The organism is Thioalkalivibrio sp. AKL17, assembly GCF_000377885.1.
Classification (GTDB): Bacteria; Pseudomonadota; Gammaproteobacteria; order Ectothiorhodospirales; family Ectothiorhodospiraceae; genus Thioalkalivibrio; species Thioalkalivibrio halophilus.
In genome coordinates, this window is record NZ_KB898764.1 from 1 (window position 1) to 16,188 (window position 16,188).

Genomic DNA, 16,188 nt, shown 5'->3' on the forward strand with positions numbered 1-16,188 from the left:
GAGCCGGTCTATGCCCTGGCCAGCCGCGCCTGGCGGCGGCTTGGGCAGGGCCTGGAGCTGATTCCCGTGCAGGACGACGGCACTTGTCAGGTGGAGCTATGGCGCTATCCGCCGGAAGCGAGTGCGCGCGAGGGATGTGTGGACCCGCTCTCGCTGGATCTGAGCCTGCGTGACCGCACCGACGAGCGTGTAGAGCAGGCGGTCGAGGAAATGCTGGAAGCCTTGCCATGGTGAGAGGGCTGGAATGGTTCGCCAAGCGCTTTGCCGGCTTCGAAGATTGCTACGTGCTGATCGGCGGGGCAGCGGCTTATCTGGTGCAGGAGGAAGCCGGCCTGGATCCACGCGCTACCCGGGATCTCGACATCGTGCTGTGCGTGGAGTCGTTGACTGCCGAGTTCGGACAGCGCATGTGGGATTTCATCGAAGAAGGGGGCTACGAGGTGCGCCAGGCGGGAGAGGCGCCGCGCATGTTCTATCGCTTCAGCAAGCCGAGCGATCCGAATTTCCCGACGATGCTCGAATTTTTCGCCCGCGAGCCGGGGCACCTTCCGCTCGTCGAGGACAGCCACCTGACGCCGGTGCCGATTGACGAGGCGGTGGTCAGCCTTTCGGCCATCCTTCTGGACTCTGACTATTACACACTCATCCACGCCCAAAAGCGCATGCTTCGGGGCGTACCGGTGATCACCGAGTACGCACTGATCCCGCTGAAGGCGCGCGCCTGGCTGGACTTGAGCAAGCGCAAGGCCGAGGGTGAGCCCATCGATTCCAGGGACGTGAAGAAGCACCGTAGCGATATCCTCCGGCTGTACCGCATGCTCGTGCCGGGCCAGACGGTTGAACTGCCCGAGACCGCGCGGCGTGATCTGCACGAGTTTCTGGATGCGCAGCGAGGGCAACTGGATGCGGGTTACCTCAAATCCCTTGAGATCACCGATGAGAGCGGTGACGAGATCCTCGATCGACTGGGGCAGATGTTCGGAGTGCAGGTATGAGTGAGCAGCAGGCCGGCCAACAGTCGCAGACGGTGGCGGAAGCGCTGGTGGCTGCCGTGCGGCGCAGCGCCCGCTATAACCCGGATGTGGAGAGCGCGCCGCATTGCATCCTCTGGACGGATCGCGAGCAGCAATGGCAAAGCGTGATCCCGGCACTGCAGGGCGATATGCCGGAGTTGCTGGTCCTCGGTGAGTACGTTCCCGTTGGTCCGGGGCCTTTCGGTCGGATCAGGCGATGCTCGATCCCGTGGTCGGCACATAGCCGGTCGAACGGGTGGCGCCCGGTCGGCTCGCGTTCCTCCGTGGCTGCAAAGCGGTCCGTGAACTCCTTGCCGTTGTCGGTGACCACGTGCGTGACATGGAACGGCGCCCGTTCGATCAGCTTCTTCAGAAAACCGCGGGCGGCCTCGGCCGTCTTCGAGCGCCGCACCTCCAGATAAACCCAGCGCGAGGCGCGGTCGCTGGCCACGGACAGGTAACCGCGCGAGAACTCGTCGGCCATCCGGGGCAGGTACTTCACGTCCACCGTAAGACCACGTACGGCCGGGCCAGGATCCGTACCGATGGCCCGGCCCGCAACCCGTGGGATCCGGCGCTTTCGCCGGGCGGTTCCAGCGGAGGCGCGGCAGCGAACGGCCCTGGAGCTCGTGCTGCGGTCGAGGACGCTCCCGCTGTTGCGGGCCTCCGGGCTGATCGAGCGCCTGGTTCGTGACGAGCTGGGACGGGTCCCGTTCACCCAGCTGGCCAATCTGACCGGCGCGCCGGCGATGTCGGTACCCCTGCACTGGACCCCGCACAACCTGCCCGTGGGCGTGCAGTTCGTCGCCCCGGTGACCGGCGAGGCAAGGCTGTTCAGCCTTGCCGGTCAGCTCGAGACCGCGTCTCCCTGGTTCGACCGCGTGCCGTCCTTGCCCTGACCGTGCGGGTCGAACCCGCGGCGGCGCAGGATGGTTTTCTCGATCTCGACCAGCACGAACAGGATTACGCCGAAGGCGAGGATGCGCAGCCATTCCTCGAGGCCGATGGCCGCGGTGCCGAACAGGAACTGCAGCGGCGGGGCATAGGTGAACAGGCCCTGCAGCAGGATCAGCACGGCCACCGCGATCAGCACCGCGCGGCTGCCCAGCAGCCCGGCGCGGTTGAACACCGGCTCGAGGATGTAGCGGCTGTTGAACAGGAAGAACAGCTGCCCCATGACCAGGGTGTTGATTGCCACCGTGCGGGCGAAGTCGTCGGGGACGCCCTGATGCTCCAGCCACAGGAAGTGGCCGAAGGTACCGGCGACCAGCAGCACGGAGACGAAGGCCACCCGCCACAGCAGGAACCCGGACAGCAATGGCGTGCCCGGCGGTCGTGGCCGGCGCTGCATGACCCCCGGCTCGGTGGGCTCGAAGGCCAGCGCGAGGGCGAGGGTCACCGCGGTGACCATGTTGACCCACAGCACCTGCACCGGGGTCAGGGGTAGAGTCAGTCCGAGCAGGATGGCGGCGACGATGGTGAAGGCCTGGCCGCCGTTGGTGGGCAGCAGGAACAGGATGGCCTTCTTCAGGTTGTCGTAGACCGTGCGGCCTTCCTCCACCGCGTTGGCGATGGAGGCGAAGTTGTCGTCCGCCAGCACCATCTCGGAGGCCTCGCGCGAGGCCTCGGTGCCCTTGATCCCCATGGCCACGCCGACGTCGGCGCGCTTGAGCGCCGGGGCGTCGTTCACGCCGTCGCCGGTCATCGCGACCACCTGACCGTTGGCCTGGATGGCGGTGACCAGGCGCAGCTTGTGTTCGGGGGTGGCGCGCGAGAACACGTCCACGTCGCGCACCTGCCGGCGCAGTTCCTCGTCGGACGCGGCCTGGATCTGCTGCCCTTCCATCGCGCCGCCACGGGCACGGATGCCCAGCTCGGCGGCGATGGCCTTCGCCGTCACCGCGTGATCGCCGGTGATCATCTTGACCCGGATGCCGGCTTCACGGCACTTGCGCACCGCCTCGATCGCCTCGTCGCGGGGCGGGTCAATGATGCCGAAGATCCCCACCAGGGTCAGCCGCTGGTCTTCCAGATCCGAGTCCTGCAGTGCGGTCTGGCTGGCGTCGGTGGAACGGATCGCCACCGCCAGCAGGCGCTGTCCGCCGCGCGCGATGGCGTCGATGCGTTCCCGCCAGGCGCGTTCATCCAGCGGGCGTTCACCCTCCGGCCCCAGCTCCTTGCCGCACATGGTCAGCAGCCTTTCCGGGGCACCCTTGACGAAGATGCAGCCGTTGCCATGGTGATCATGGTGCAGGCTGGCCATGTACTTGTAGGCGGAGTCGAAGGGGATGACGTCGGCACGGGGGTGTTCGGCGCGATGGGACGCCGGGTCCAGTCCGGCCTTGGCCGCCAGGGTCACCAGCGCGCCCTCGGTGGGCGCTCCCTCCATGAACCACTCGCCGTCGCGCTGGTGCAGTTCGGCGTCATTGCACAGGAGCCCGGCATGGATCGCGCGCGACAGCACCGCATCCTCCTGCGGGTCGATCTCGGCTTCGTCGCGCGAGAACCCCCCGTCCGGGGCGTATCCGGTGCCGGAGACCGAGGTCACGCTGGTGGTGGTCACGATGGTGCGCACCGTCATCTCGTTGCGCGTGAGGGTCCCGGTCTTGTCCGAGCAGATGGTGGTGACCGATCCCAGGGTCTCCACCGCGGGCAGGCGGCGGATGATGGCGTTGCGCATGGCCATGCGCTGCACGCCGATGGCCAGGGTGATGGTCATGATCGCCGGCAGGCCTTCGGGGATCGCGGCCACCGCCAGGCTGACCGCCGCCAGGAAGGTCTCCACCAGGGCGTAGTCCCGCACCCAGTAGCCGAAGGCGAAGGTGGCCCCCGCCAGACCCACGATGCCGACCGACAGCCAGCGGCCGAACTGCGCGATCTGGGCCAGCAGCGGCGTGGTCAGCTTCTCGACCTCGCCCAGCATGGTGGTGATATGCCCGATCTCGGTGCGTTCGGCGGTGGCCACCACCACGCCGCGGCCCTGCCCGTAGGCGACCATCGTCCCGGAGAAGGCCATGTTGCGGCGATCGCCGAGGTCCGAGTTTTCCGGGCCGGGCTTGGTCTCCTTGTCTGCCGGCAGGGACTCGCCGGTCAGCACGGCCTCGTCGACGCGCAGGTTGTGCACGGAGAACAGGCGGAGGTCCGCCGGCACGCGATCGCCCGCGTTCAGCAGCACGATATCGCCCGGGACCAGCTCCTCGGCGGGGATGGTACGCCGCTGGCCGTCGCGCAGGACCACCGCCTGGGGCGAGAGCATGTCGCGGATGGCATCCAGCGCCTTTTCCGCCTTGCCCTCCTGCACGAAGCCGATGATGGCGTTGATCAGGACCACCCCGAGGATCACCCAGGTGTCCAGCCAGTGATCCAGCAGCGCAGTGCCCACGGCCGCCGCGATCAGGATATAGATCAGGACGTTGTGGAACTGGAGGAGTAAGCGCTTGAGCGGTCCGGTCTGCTCCGCTTCGGGCAGGCGATTGGGACCGTGGTCCTGCAGCCGCTCGCCGGCCTGATCCTGCGACAGCCCGTGGTCCGGGTGGCTCTTCAGCTCATCCGCGACGTCCCGCGCTTCGCGGGCATGCCAGTTCGAGGGCGACTGCTCCGGCTGGTCTTCCAATGCACTTCCCCTGTATGGCCCGTATCTGACCCGGCTCTCATCCTGCCGCGACGCGGGCGGGATGTCACCCGTGCCGGGCCGGCCGCGTCAGCGGAAGTGACGCACCAGTTCAAGCCCGAGGTAACCCCCGGAATCGCCACCGTCGCGAATCTGCTTGTGTCCGGTCTTCACGACCATGTCGAGGCCGGGGCGGACCTCACGCATCTGCAGGGCCAGTCCGCGATGGACGGCGTCGTAGTCGCGGTCCCCGTGGAACAGTACCTCCGGCCCGAGGTAGTAGCGGCTGTCGCCCAGCCGTCGCATCGCCCGGCCGCGGCTCCAGTAGGCACGGTCGGCCGGGGTGACGCTGACCCCGCCGGTCAGGATCCAGCGTTCGTCGATGATGCGCCCGGCATCCATGTCCAGGACCGCGCGCAGCCGTCCGCCGACCACGTCGCTGTCATCGGGCTCGGGGTCCAGTCGGGTGTGGTACCAGGCCGCCCCGACATAGGTACTGAGCCAGCCATCCTGTACCGGGAACTGGTAGCCCAGTGCCGCCGAGGCCCCGGTGGCCCGGCCTTTCACGGTGGTGTCGTTGTCGGGGTATTCGTACTGCGAATAGTCGACGCGGTAGCGCTGGGCCCAGCCGTGTCCGAGTTCGCCGTCGTTGGGGATGATGGCCGTGGTATAGGCGTAGCCGCCGTCGAACAGGCCCTCGACCCCGGCCAGACCCAGCCAGTCGGCATGGACCGGCACGGCCAGGGCGAGCAGCGGCACGCTCAGGGCAGCCGCCCGGATCAGGCCGAGGCGGCGATGGTGTCGGCGGGTTGCGGACATGATGTCGCTTCCTTTTGCAGGTGAAGTCGATAGAGGTGGACGGGGCCATCGGCGGTGGCCAGCAGACGGGAATCGCCGACGCTGGCGTGCAGTACACGGGTTCCCGACTGGTAGGGGCGTGTATGGATCTCGACATGGCCCCCCGCGATCAACGGCCGGTTGACCAGCAGGTAAGGCGGGATGTCTTCCGGGGTTTCCACGGTCACCACGCCATAGAAGATCTCGTCATCGTATTGCACCGGAAAGCGGCATTCACAGGCGCTCCAGTAGCGGATGGAAGCCAGATGCCGGCCGAAGGCGACGGCGGGCGAGATCTCGGCGTCCGGGTGTTCCTTGCCGCATTCGGCCAGTCGCATCAGGGGGGTGCGTGACTGTTCGCTGTAGCCCCGGACGTGCCACTGCAGGTCGTTGCCGTGCAGGAAGGTTTCCAGACGTTCTTCCACCGGGGACTCGAGTTCGGCGAACTGCAGTCCGTGAATCCGGCTGTAGTGTTCCCCGTCGGGCGCCGTCTCGTTGTGCGAAAAGCGGACGGTCGCGCGGATCGGGAGGGGGCCTCCGGGCAGATGCAGGGAGCATTCCAGGGGTGATTCGGGATCGCTGCCCGAAGGCAGTGCCCCGTAGGCGCGGCATCCGGTCGGGGACAGGTCGTCCACCGTCAGCAGGCGTGGCGCCTCTCCGGGTAGCGTCACGCTCATGGCCACCGGCACGGGAAAGCGGTATTCGGCGCGGCGGTAGCTTGCATTGCGCGCGGTGTAGCGGAACAGCGAGATCGCGATGGCGATCAGCAGCCCCGCCCACAGCACGTTGGCGATCAGGGCATCCCGCGGCAGATGCTCGTACTGGAAAAACAGCGCGATGCCGGCCGGGATCGCCAGGGCATTGAAGGCCAGAAGGAACCACTGCACCCGCAGGGGTTGCGGCCGTCCATCCTGTTCCGGGAGACGGCTCTTGTGGGTCACCCGGAAGGTGAGATGGCGCCGGAACAGACCCAGTGTGGCGCGGGCGAAGATCGCGAAGCGGGCAAAGTTGTACTGCTCGATGATGGTGGTGCGACCGTACCCGCGGGTCAGTTCCTCGAAGGCCCAGAAACTCAGCAACATGTACGGGATGAAGATGATCAGGAATTCGGTGACGGACACGCTGATCGGCAGGATCCCGGTTACCAGGACGACCGCGGGTATGGCGTAGAAGATCGCCCGTTGCCAGCCGTCGAAGTAGGTGAGCATGCTGGCGAAGTAGTTCAGGCGCTGAATCCAGGTCAGGCCCGGGTTGGTCAGTACCCGTTCCCGACGCCACACCTGCATCGCGCCCTGACCCCAGCGCAGGCGCTGCTTGAGAAAGCCTTCCGGGTCGATGGCGGCGATGCCGAAGGCCAGCGGTTCCGCGTGGTACACGGAACGATAGCCACGTTCATGCAGGCGGATGGAGGTATGCAGGTCCTCGGTCACCGTGCCGGTGGCGAAACCGCCGATGTCGTCCAGACAGCTGCGCCGGCTGATGGCGCAGCTGCCGCAGAAAAAGGCCGCGTTCCAGTGGTCCTTGCCACGCAGGATCACGCGGAAGAACAGCGACTGTTCGGTCCACAGCTGCTTGCGATCCGGGTCCAGCCGGTGCTGGTAGGAATCCAGGTTGTAGAAGTCCTGCGGAGTCTGGACGAAGGCGAGTTCGGGATCTTTGAAGTAGCCCAGGGTGTTGGTGAGGAAGTGGCGATGCGGTGCGTGGTCAGCGTCGAAGATCGCGACAAAGTCGCCCTGCGCGTGGGCCAGGGCGTTGTTCAGGTTGCCGGCCTTGGCATCCTCGCCATTCTCGCGCGCCAGGTAGTGACAGCCCAGGCGATCGGCCAGGGCCTTCATCGCCGGCCGGTTGCCGTCGTCCAGCAGCCAGGTCTCGTGGGGATAATCCATGCGCACGCAGGCCAGCAGCGTCCGCCGCACAACCGACTCGGGTTCGTTGTAGGTGGGGACGAACACGTCCACCCCGAGCCCTTCCGGCGCGGGTGGTGGCGTGCGCACGCTCAGGCGCCAGTTCATGATCACGTGCATGACCATGGTCAGTACGCCATAGATCTCGGCGCCGTAGACCAGCCAGGAGAAGGCCAGGGCTTCGGGGTTCAGGGTGGTGAAGCGCCAGACCAGGTAAAAGGCGGCAACCGCCAGGTAGAACAGGATCAGGCCCCGCTGAGGGAAGGTCAGCGGTTCAAAGTCCGGAGTTCGATGCACGATGTGTCTCGATGCTGTCGGAAGGCGTGCGATCGTTGACAGCGAACGACCACCCTGGTCGTTCGCGCAACCGGCGCCGGATGTCCAACAGCCCTGCATCGGCGCCGATTTCGCGGGAATATCCCGGGGGAACTCCTTTCTGGAGTATGTAAGTTTTTTCGACGGCGTCAATGTCCCGCGGGCGAAAACCCGAGGAATATTCGCGGCCCCCTCGGGGTCTCTCAAGAGAACGCCCCCGAACCGATTCCACCGCTGGAGAATGCCCTCATGCGCATTGCACCCCTGACCCTGACGGCCGTGGCCCTCGCTGCCAGCTTCAGCCTTTCCGCTGCGGCAGCCGAACGCATCACCCTGGAACACGATGGCGTCAACATGGTGGGCCATCTCGCCGAAGGCAGCGGTGCCGCCCCGGAAGACGGCGTGGTGCTGATGCTCCACGGCACCCTGGCGCACGGGCGTATGGAGGTGATGTCGGCCGTGCAGGATCTGCTGGCCGAGCAGCACGGCCTGAACACCCTGTCGGTGAACCTGAGCTTCGGGATCGACGAACGCGAGGGGATGTTCGACTGCGATGCCCCGGTGACCCACGGCCCCGAGGAACACCTGGACGAGCTGGCCGCCTGGCAGGGCTGGCTGGAAGACCAGGGCTACGGCCCGGTGACCCTGATGGGGCATTCCCGTGGCGGTAACCAGATCGCGCGCTATCTGACCGAACGCGAGCCGGACAACGTGGCCGGTCTCGCGCTGCTGGCGCCGGCCACCTTTGACGCGGAAGCAAACGCTGCCGAATTCTACGAACAGACGGGCACCTCGCTGGACGAGGCCCTGACGGCAGCGCGCGAACGGGCCGAAGCCGATGAAGGCATGCTGGAGGACCACCGCTTCCTCTACTGCGAGGCCCTGGAGGTCGCGCCGCAGGCATTCCTCGGGTATTACGAGCCGGGATTGCGGCACGACACCCCCAGCGTGCTCGACGGCATCATCACGCCCACCCAGGTGATCATTGGCGAGGCCGACGAGACGGTACCCGACCTGCCCGAGCGCATGGCGGCGCTGGAGGACGACAGCCATATCCGCGTGGATACCGTGCCCGGGGCCGGGCACTTCTTCCGCGACTTCTTCGCCGACGACGCGGCGGACTTGATCGCGGAATTCGTCCGCCGCTGATGCGTTCGCCATCCCGGGTGGTTCGGGTCAGGGCGTGAACGCCATGGCCGCGTACAGGCCCAGTAACGACAGGCCGAACAGAAACGCCAGACGTCCCCAGCGGGTCATGCGTCGTTCGGCCCATTCCAGCTCGTGCCGGGTGATCCTTTGCGCCCGGCGCAACCGGGCCCGCAGGCGCGGGTGCAGGCGGATCTCGCGCAATGGACTGACCCGGGCATGCAGGCCCTGCGCTGCATGGATCAGCGCATTCGCCAGGATCGCCACGTCCCCTTCCGGGACGTGACGGGCCATCCATTCGCGCAGAACGATGCCCCCCAGTGCGCCCAGGGCCAGCCCGGCCAGGACGGGCCAGAGCAGGGAAACAGTCGCGAGCTCGGGGAGCGGTACCTCGGGCGAGGCCAGGGCCGTCAATGCGGCCACTGCGGGGAGGATCAGGGACATTGCCGCAAGCAGCGACCAGGGCAGCCAGCGCCCCGTTGGCAGCGGGCGTGCCGTCAGCGCCAGATCCTGGCGCAGGCGCCACAGGAAACGCAGCACCAGCAGGGTAGTCCCGATGGCCGCCAGGGTCAGCAGGGTGTAGACCAGCCCTGTGCCGTTTGCGGCCAGCGGCGCTTTCAGCAGGTCCTTCGCCAGTGCCCCGCTGGTGAACGGCAGCCCGGCCAGGGAGAAGCCCGGCAGGGCGATCAGGCCGAGCACCGCGTAGCGGTACCGCTTCGAGCGGGGGAGCTGTCCGGCGATATCCACCGCGAGAAACAGCGAGCCCTTGGCCAGGCCGTGATGCAGGGCGTAGATAGCCACGGCGAACAGCAGCGGTTCGCGCATCGCGGGCAGCAGCAGCGCGAGCCCGACCCCGGTGGTCATCAGGCCCATCTGGCTGATCGACGAATAGGCCAGGATGGTCTTGGGCCGCGCCTGGAGCAGCCCCGCCAGTGCGCCCAGGAACGCCGCCGCCAGCCCCAGGGCGACCAGCACCTCGCCGAGCACGGCGTGGCCCGTGGCATCCAGCGGCAGCAGGCGCATCCAGCCCAGCAGCCCGGCCTTGATCATGGCTCCTGAAAGCACCGCGCTGGCGGGTATCGGTGCGGCAGGATGGGCCAGTGGCAGCCAGAAGTGCACCCCGAGCATGCCGGCCTTGATGCCCAGTCCCAGCACCAGCAGCACCATCGCCGCGCCCTCGGGCCGTGCCGCAGCGATGGCCGCCAGCGTGGTCTCGCCGCCCGCCTGGTGGATGGCGAGCATAAGACCGGCGAACAGTGCGACCTCGCCGAACACCGACAGCACCAGATACAGCCGCGCGGCCATCCACGCCTCGGCACTGCGCTTGTGCACCACCAGACCCCAGGCCGACAGGCTCATCAGCGAGAAGAACAGGTAGAACGACGCGGCGTCCTGCGCCAGGATCAGCCCCAGGTTGCCCGCCATCGACAGCAGGAAGAACACGAAGAATCGCCGCCGGGCGGGATCGTCCGCGCGTTCGTGCAGCGCGTGCAGCCCGGCGGCCAGCCACAGGCCGGCGGTCAGGACGAGGAAGATCCGGCCGAGCGGGTCCAGCCCGAGCTCGACTCCGGTCATCAGCCATGGCAGCGAGGCCTGCTTGCCCTCCGGGCCCAGCGCGGCCAGCAGCAGGGCAGGCAGCGCCGCCCAGGGCACCAGACGCAGCGGCGCGTGTCCCGGCCGCAGTGACAGCGCCGCGGCCAGCAGCAGCGGGAGCAGCGGAACACCGAGCAGGATGAACGCGTTCATGGGGCTACCCCCGTGCCGTTCTCCATGTCACTGCCCGGCACCAGGACATATCCGCGTTCGACGATCCGTTCCACCCAGCCCAGCGGGCTCAGTTCCAGCCCGGCCAGCAGGCCCGGCAGCAGCGCCAGCACGGCCACGAACAGGGTCGGGAACAGCAACATCCAGTGGCTCTCGAAGCGCGTCTTGTGCGCTGGTGGCCGGGTCACCTCCGGTTCGGCCATCCATCCGGCGATGATGGGCGGCAGGAAATACGCCGCGTTGAGGAGGCTGCTCAGCGCCAGCACGCCCAGGATCCAGACCGCATCCCCCTCCAGCGCGCCCAGCCCCAGGTACCACTTGGAGATGAACCCGGCCAGCGGCGGCAGCCCGATCATGCCCAGCCCGCCCACGGTGAACGCCGCCATGGTCAGCGGCATGCGCCGGCCGACCCCGCGCATCTCGCGGATCTCGTGGATGCCCAGGGTTTCGGCGAAGTTGCCGGCACAGAAGAACAGAGTGATCTTGGTCAGGCCCTGGTGCACCAGATGCACCAGTCCGCCGACCACCCCGAGTGGCCCGGCCAGTGCCAGGCCCAGGGCGATGTAAGACACCTGGCTGACGGTGGAGAAGGCCAGGCGCTGCTTGATGTCGTGGGCACGCAGGGCCTGGATGGAGCCGTAGAGGATAGTCAGCGCGGCCAGCACCAGCAGCACGTCGGTCAGATGCAGGGTCGCGGCCAGCTCCAGGCCGAACACGTCGTTGAACGTGCGCACGAGACCGAAGGCCCCGGCCTTGACCACCGCCACCGCGTGCAGCAGGGCGCTGACCGGGGCCGGCGCGACCATCGCCCGCGGCAGCCAGGAATGCAGCGGGATCAGCGCGGCCTTCACCGCAAAGCCGGCCATCAGGGCCAGACCGATGACCTGCAGAAGGCCATGCGTGTCCGGCGACAGATGCCGGAGGTACCCTCCCGACTCGAATGGCTGCGAACCCGCCAGCAGGTTCAGCGCGATCACCGCGACCAGCAGCACCAGCCCGCTGGTGATGGTGTAGGCGAGATACAGCCGTCCCGCGCGCAGCGCCTCCGGTGTGCCGCGGTGGACCACCAGTGGCCAGGTGGCCAGGGTCAGGATCTCGTAGAAGATCACGAAGGTGATCAGGTTGCCCGACAGGGCGATGCCGACCGTCGCGCTCACGCACAGCGAGAAAAAACCGAAGAAGCGGCTGCGCCGCGGCGACCCCTCCAGATAGCCGATCGCATACAGAGTGGTCACGAACCACAGGATCGAGGACAGGGTCGCGAACAGCAGTGACAGGGCATCGGCGGCGAGCACGAAGTCCACGCCCGGCAGCAGCGTCAGGCCGAACTCGAAGGTCTCGCCCCGCTGCACCCCGAGGAGCAGCACCCCCACCAGTACGAGCTTGATCCCCGCCGCGCTCAGGTTCAGCAGGGTGCGCAGCCCGTGGCGTTCTTCCGGCAGGAAGAAGATCAGCAGTCCCGGCACCAGCGAGCTGGCGAGGATCGCGAGCAGTAGCAGGCCGCCGTCGGCGTTCATGACACCCCCGCCGTGTGCTCCAGCAGGTGCATCAGCGGTGCCCCGGCCAGGCCCATGGCCGCCGCGCCCGCGGCCAGTGCCAGCGGCATCCATTCCATGCCGGCGGAGACCGGGACGCCGGGATCACGCTCACCGCGGGCGAAAGCCGGTGCCACCATGCGCAGGATGTACGCAGTGGCCAGCAGGGAACCCAGCGCGACCATGACCACCCACAGCGACGTCCAGGCCTGCATGGCCGGCGGGGCATCCGCCGCGCCCTGCATCCCCGCCTCCAGCAGCAGATATTTGGCCAGAAAGCCGCCGGTCAGTGGCAGTCCCATGAGCGAGATGCCGCCCAGGCCCAGGGCGAACACCGTGCGTCCGCGCGCCCGCAGCACCGGTCCCAGGGCATTCATGCGGTCGTGTCCCGCAGCCTTCTGGAGCGTGCCGGCGCCCATCAGCACCGCGGCCTTGGCCAGGCCGTGGGCGAAGGCGAAGAACACCACCACCGGCCAGGCCGCCGGCTGCAGGATCAGGATGGGGAAGGCCAGCGCGATGTAGCCCATCTGCGCCACCGTGGAGTAGGCCGCGACGATCTTGAGCCGGGGCGCGCGCAGCGCCTGGAGCGAGCCCCAGACGAGGGCCGCGCTGCCCAGCAGCCCCAGCAGCACGGCCAGCGCGGGGGTGCCCAGCGGCGCGAAGATCAGCAGCCACAGCCGCAGGATCAGGTAGAACATCGCCGCCACCACCATGCCCGACAGCATGCCGCTGACCGGCGCCGGCGCGCTGGCATGCGCGGTGGCCAGCCATACGTGCAGCGGGAATACTGCCGCCTTCATCAGCAGTCCGCCCAGCATCAGCGCGGCGGCCATGCGTTCGGTGGGGCCGTCGCCGGCCAGCTCGCCCAGCAGGGTCAGGTCCAGCACGCCGAACTCCCCGTACAGCAGCGCGGCACCCAGCAGGAACGACAGCGACCCGAGCAGGTTGATCAGCAGATAGCGCATCGCGCCGGTGACCGCGTCGGTATCGCCGGTGAGGGCCACCAGCGCCACCGCGGACAGGCTGGCGATCTCCAGGGTGATGTACAGGTTGAAGGCATCGCCCGATAGCACCAGCAGGTTGAGCCCGCCCCACAGCCACAGCCACAGCGGCCAGAACTGTCGCTGTTCGGCGCTCCCGCGGATATAGCCGCGGGCGTACAGGCTGCCCGCCAGCGCCACCAGCGCATTGAGCAGCAGCATCGCCAGTGTCAGGCCGTCGAGATGCAGGGTGACTCCCAGCGGTGCCTCCCAGCCACCCAGCCCCACCCGCACCGCGGGTGCGTCCATCCCCGGCGCGGCATCGAGGAACAGCCCGATGGTCGCCAGCAGCCCGAGGATCGACAGCGACAGGCCCAGCAGGCCGATGCGCCGGGCCTGCCACGGCCAGGCGGAAGCCAGCAGCGGCAGCCCCAGCGACACCGCGGCCAGGGCCCCGGTCGCGAACACCAGGGACTCGGGGATGGTGGCGCTCACGGGTCTTCGGGGCGATTGCCGCGGTGGGTTCTCAGCGGCCCGGGCAGCAGCACTGCATGGCCGGTCAGGCGTGCCAGATGCACCGTCAGCGCGAGGGCGAACGCGGTGGCGCTCACCGCCACCACGATGCCGGTCAGGGTCAGGGCCTGGGCTACCGGATCCGGCGGGGCATCGCCACGCGCGGCGATGCCCAGGAACACCATGAACACCCCGGAGCCCATTATGTTCACTGCCAGGATGCGCAGGATCAGGTGACGCCGGCGGATCAGTCCGTGCAGGCCCAGCGAGAACAGCGCGGCGCCGCCGAAGGGATACAGGGTTCCGGGATCCAGGGATTCGATCATGCATCCTCCCGCGGGGAGCGTCCGCCAACGAACAGGGCGACGAGCGTGAGGGCTATGGACAGCGTCGCGCCGGTCTCGATGATCAGGATCAGGGGGTAGGCCAGATTGCGCGGCCAGGTCAGCAGCGCAGGACCGGCGAACAGCCCCCACAAGCCGAGGGCGAGGAACAGCAGCGCCCCGGCCGTCACGCCGATGCGCAGCAGCCGCGGGTCCGGGTCGGGCAGCGAGTGCGGACGCGCGAGGCTCATCAGTATCCCCGCCGCGCCCAGCACCGCGCCGGCCTGAAAGGCGCCGCCCGGGGCATGGCTCCCGGCCCACAGCAGATATACCCCCGTGACGATGGCCACCGGCAGCAGCAGGCGTACCGCCCCCGGCAGGACCGGGCCCGGCGCCGGGCGGGCGGGCAGCGCGTCATGGCGCCCCAGCGACCAGGCCCCCAGCCCGGCCAGCAGGACCATGGCCAGTTCCAGCAGGGTGTCCCAGGCGCGGAAATTCAGCAGCACCGCAGTGATGCCGTGGTCCACCCCGGAGACGTCCATGTGTGCGGCCACCGCGGGCTGCAGGCCGGGGCCGTGGTCCTGCGTGGCCAGCGTTGCCATCAGCAGCAGGGCCAGTCCGCCACTCACCGCGACCGCGCTCCAGCGTCCGCGTGCCGGGGTCGGGGCACAGCTCAGCGCGACATTGCCGGCACCCGGGTCGCGGGCGTCGCGGGCCTCCGCATCCGCGTTGCCCGTGTCGGATGCCACCGGATCCGGGGGCGGGCTCGGGCCCGCGTCCCCGCGGTGCGGGTTCATGATGTGCTTCAGGCGTTCCAGCGTGACCAGCAGCAGCGCCCCGGTGATGCCGGCCCCGATGGCCGCCTCCGCCAGCGCGATGTCCGGGGCCTCGAGCCGGACCCAGGCGATGGCCAGCAGCAGGCCGAAGGTGATGAACAGAACCACCGCGCGGAACAGATCGGTGCTGGCCAGACAGCGCCAGGCCACCCCCAGCAGTCCGGCCAGCAGGACGACGTCGAAGGCCAGCAGCGCTGCGTTCATTCGCGCCGCTCGAACTCGCCGTGGGTCCAGGTCCGCTGGGCGACCATGTGCGCGGCCGTGGCCCCGGCGGCGAGCACCAGCACCCAGATCAGCGCCAGCTTGAGGATCATTGCCGGCCCGTCGGCCTGCAGCATCAGCCCCAGCACCACCAGGCCCAGGCCGAGGTTGTCGGCCTTGGTCAGTGCGTGCAGGCGGGTATAGACATCGGGAAAGCGCAGCAGCCCCAGGGTGCCGGCGGCGAAGAACACGAGCCCCGCGAGGACCAGCACGGCGGTCAGCAGATCAGCGATCATGCGTCTTCTCCGGCGGGTTATGCCCCGGGTCGTGCGGGTCTTCTTCTACCGGGTTTTCGTGCATCGGCGTGCCCGCCGGCTCCGGCAGCCCGTGCTGGCGCACGAACGCGACGGCCGCCACCACCGCCAGCAGGGCGAACACCAGCGCCACGTCCACCAGCGCCGGCTGGTCCAGGGCAAAGCCGAGCAGCAGCAGGATGCCGACCCCCGAGGTGCCGAACAGCTGGGCAGTGAGCATCCGATCACCTGAGCCCGGGCCACGCAGCACGCGGATCAGCCCGAACAGGATGGTCAGCAGCAGGAACCCGGCGGCGGTGACCAGCAGCAGGTTCATCGAGCGCTCCCCGGAGGGTCAGGGTCGAGCCCGTAGAGCCGTGCGATGCGCCGCTCGAGTTCCATCAGCGTGGCTGCATTGTCGCTGCGGCCGTCCAGCACGTGCAGGGTCATGCGGCGGCCCTCCAGGCGGACCGCCAGGGTGCCCGGCAGCAGGCTGAGCATGGCCATGAACAGGGTCAGCGGGGGTCCGTGCGGCAATTGCACGAAATATGCCTCGAAGCCCGGTTGCAGCGGCAGGCGCGGGTGTACCGCCCGCCAGGCGACATCGACCCCGCCCTGCACCGAGGTGCGCAGGAAGAAACCGAGCAGGCCGGGCAGGGCGGCCGGTGTCAGGCGCAGCGCGCGCCCCGCGGGCAGCGCGAGCACGGCACCCCCGGTCAGGGCGATGGCCAGCCAGGCGAACGGATGCGCCAGCGCCGTGCCCCCGGCCAGCACCGCCCACAGTGCGGCCGCGGCCAGCATCGCCAGCAGCGCACGCAGCCACCCGGGCCGGCGGGCGCGCCGTACGGGCGGGTTCGAACTGGACTGGCGCGTGTCGTTCACGCCGTCATTGTAACGGCGCAGGGCGGCACCGCCAGA

13 protein-coding genes and 3 pseudogenes are annotated in these 16,188 nt (G+C 68.6%); 4 read left to right on the forward strand and 12 right to left on the reverse strand.

What is annotated here, in order from left to right:
* A pseudogene (locus D577_RS13460) lies at window positions 1-234 on the forward strand (hypothetical protein); the annotation flags it as partial.
* A complete protein-coding gene (locus D577_RS0100010; protein WP_018945562.1) occupies window positions 228-995 on the forward strand; it encodes a hypothetical protein in 768 nt (255 codons plus the stop codon). The pseudogene D577_RS13460 and the gene D577_RS0100010, both read left to right, overlap by 7 nt.
* A 199-nt stretch (window positions 996-1,194) precedes the next feature.
* On the opposite strand, the pseudogene D577_RS13465 reads toward D577_RS0100010, so the two are convergent.
* A pseudogene (locus D577_RS13465) lies at window positions 1,195-1,521 on the reverse strand (DDE-type integrase/transposase/recombinase); the annotation flags it as partial.
* Window positions 1,522-1,621: 100 nt separating this feature from the next.
* Between D577_RS13465 and D577_RS13470 the strand changes: the two are divergent.
* A pseudogene (locus D577_RS13470) lies at window positions 1,622-1,912 on the forward strand (amidase family protein); the annotation flags it as partial.
* Here the strand turns inward: D577_RS13470 and D577_RS0100025 are convergent.
* The 3 genes from D577_RS0100025 to D577_RS0100035 all read right to left on the reverse strand — a co-directional run bounded on the left by D577_RS0100025 (window position 1,861) and on the right by D577_RS0100035 (window position 7,661).
* Entirely contained in the window at window positions 1,861-4,626 is a 2,766-nt protein-coding gene (locus D577_RS0100025) for a cation-transporting P-type ATPase (protein ID WP_018945564.1), read from the reverse strand. The pseudogene D577_RS13470 and the gene D577_RS0100025 overlap by 52 nt on opposite strands.
* A gap of 87 nt (window positions 4,627-4,713) precedes the next feature.
* Complete coding sequence (gene bcsS / locus D577_RS0100030; protein ID WP_018945565.1) at window positions 4,714-5,442, reverse strand: cellulose biosynthesis protein BcsS; 729 nt, start codon at window positions 5,440-5,442, stop codon at window positions 4,714-4,716.
* Window positions 5,403-7,661 (reverse strand): glycosyltransferase, encoded by a 2,259-nt coding sequence (locus tag D577_RS0100035; protein WP_018945566.1) that lies wholly within the window; start codon window positions 7,659-7,661, stop codon window positions 5,403-5,405. Before D577_RS0100035 ends, bcsS begins: the two co-directional genes overlap by 40 nt.
* 267 nt (window positions 7,662-7,928) lie before the next feature.
* Between D577_RS0100035 and D577_RS0100040 the strand changes: the two genes are divergently transcribed.
* Window positions 7,929-8,828 carry an alpha/beta fold hydrolase gene (locus D577_RS0100040; RefSeq protein ID WP_018945567.1) on the forward strand — a complete coding sequence of 300 codons (900 nt, stop codon included), beginning with the start codon at window positions 7,929-7,931 and terminating at the stop codon, window positions 8,826-8,828.
* 27 nt (window positions 8,829-8,855) lie between these two features.
* Here the strand turns inward: D577_RS0100040 and D577_RS0100045 are convergent, their stop codons facing one another.
* From D577_RS0100045 to D577_RS0100080, 8 genes are read right to left on the reverse strand one after another with little or no spacing between them, the layout of a single operon-like run.
* Window positions 8,856-10,571, reverse strand: coding sequence for a complex I subunit 5 family protein (locus tag D577_RS0100045; protein WP_018945568.1), 1,716 nt, complete (start codon window positions 10,569-10,571; stop codon window positions 8,856-8,858).
* Window positions 10,568-12,106 carry a complex I subunit 5 family protein gene (locus D577_RS0100050; protein WP_018945569.1) on the reverse strand — a complete coding sequence of 513 codons (1,539 nt, stop codon included), beginning with the start codon at window positions 12,104-12,106 and terminating at the stop codon, window positions 10,568-10,570. Before D577_RS0100050 ends, D577_RS0100045 begins: the two co-directional genes overlap by 4 nt.
* Complete coding sequence (locus D577_RS0100055; protein ID WP_018945570.1) at window positions 12,103-13,599, reverse strand: complex I subunit 5 family protein; 1,497 nt, start codon at window positions 13,597-13,599, stop codon at window positions 12,103-12,105. The genes D577_RS0100050 and D577_RS0100055 overlap by 4 nt, the downstream gene beginning before the upstream one ends.
* The gene (locus D577_RS0100060) at window positions 13,596-13,943 is read right to left on the reverse strand and encodes an NADH-quinone oxidoreductase subunit K (protein ID WP_018945571.1); all 348 of its coding nucleotides are present in this window, start codon (window positions 13,941-13,943) and stop codon (window positions 13,596-13,598) included. Before D577_RS0100060 ends, D577_RS0100055 begins: the two co-directional genes overlap by 4 nt.
* The gene (locus tag D577_RS0100065) at window positions 13,940-14,980 is read right to left on the reverse strand and encodes a hydrogenase subunit MbhD domain-containing protein (RefSeq protein WP_018945572.1); all 1,041 of its coding nucleotides are present in this window, start codon (window positions 14,978-14,980) and stop codon (window positions 13,940-13,942) included. The genes D577_RS0100060 and D577_RS0100065 overlap by 4 nt, the downstream gene beginning before the upstream one ends.
* Window positions 14,977-15,273, reverse strand: coding sequence for a monovalent cation/H(+) antiporter subunit G (locus D577_RS0100070; RefSeq protein WP_018945573.1), 297 nt, complete (start codon window positions 15,271-15,273; stop codon window positions 14,977-14,979). The genes D577_RS0100065 and D577_RS0100070 overlap by 4 nt, the downstream gene beginning before the upstream one ends.
* Entirely contained in the window at window positions 15,263-15,607 is a 345-nt protein-coding gene (locus D577_RS0100075; protein ID WP_018945574.1) for a monovalent cation/H+ antiporter complex subunit F, read from the reverse strand. The genes D577_RS0100070 and D577_RS0100075 overlap by 11 nt, the downstream gene beginning before the upstream one ends.
* Entirely contained in the window at window positions 15,604-16,152 is a 549-nt protein-coding gene (locus D577_RS0100080) for a Na+/H+ antiporter subunit E (RefSeq protein ID WP_018945575.1), read from the reverse strand. The genes D577_RS0100075 and D577_RS0100080 overlap by 4 nt, the downstream gene beginning before the upstream one ends.
* Window positions 16,153-16,188: the final 36 nt, after the last annotated feature.

What these genes read in the sequence shown, in the direction of transcription:
- D577_RS0100010 (WP_018945562.1), top strand. Translation starts at nt 228, where the DNA reads ATGGTGAGAGGGCTGGAATGGTTCGCCAAGCGCTTTGCCGGCTTCGAA.
- bcsS (WP_018945565.1), bottom strand. Translation starts at nt 5,442, where the DNA reads ATGTCCGCAACCCGCCGACACCATCGCCGCCTCGGCCTGATCCGGGCG.
- D577_RS0100040 (WP_018945567.1), top strand. Translation starts at nt 7,929, where the DNA reads ATGCGCATTGCACCCCTGACCCTGACGGCCGTGGCCCTCGCTGCCAGC.
- D577_RS0100045 (WP_018945568.1), bottom strand. Translation starts at nt 10,571, where the DNA reads ATGAACGCGTTCATCCTGCTCGGTGTTCCGCTGCTCCCGCTGCTGCTG.
- D577_RS0100050 (WP_018945569.1), bottom strand. Translation starts at nt 12,106, where the DNA reads ATGAACGCCGACGGCGGCCTGCTACTGCTCGCGATCCTCGCCAGCTCG.
- D577_RS0100060 (WP_018945571.1), bottom strand. Translation starts at nt 13,943, where the DNA reads ATGATCGAATCCCTGGATCCCGGAACCCTGTATCCCTTCGGCGGCGCC.
- D577_RS0100065 (WP_018945572.1), bottom strand. Translation starts at nt 14,980, where the DNA reads ATGAACGCAGCGCTGCTGGCCTTCGACGTCGTCCTGCTGGCCGGACTG.
- D577_RS0100070 (WP_018945573.1), bottom strand. Translation starts at nt 15,273, where the DNA reads ATGATCGCTGATCTGCTGACCGCCGTGCTGGTCCTCGCGGGGCTCGTG.
- D577_RS0100075 (WP_018945574.1), bottom strand. Translation starts at nt 15,607, where the DNA reads ATGAACCTGCTGCTGGTCACCGCCGCCGGGTTCCTGCTGCTGACCATC.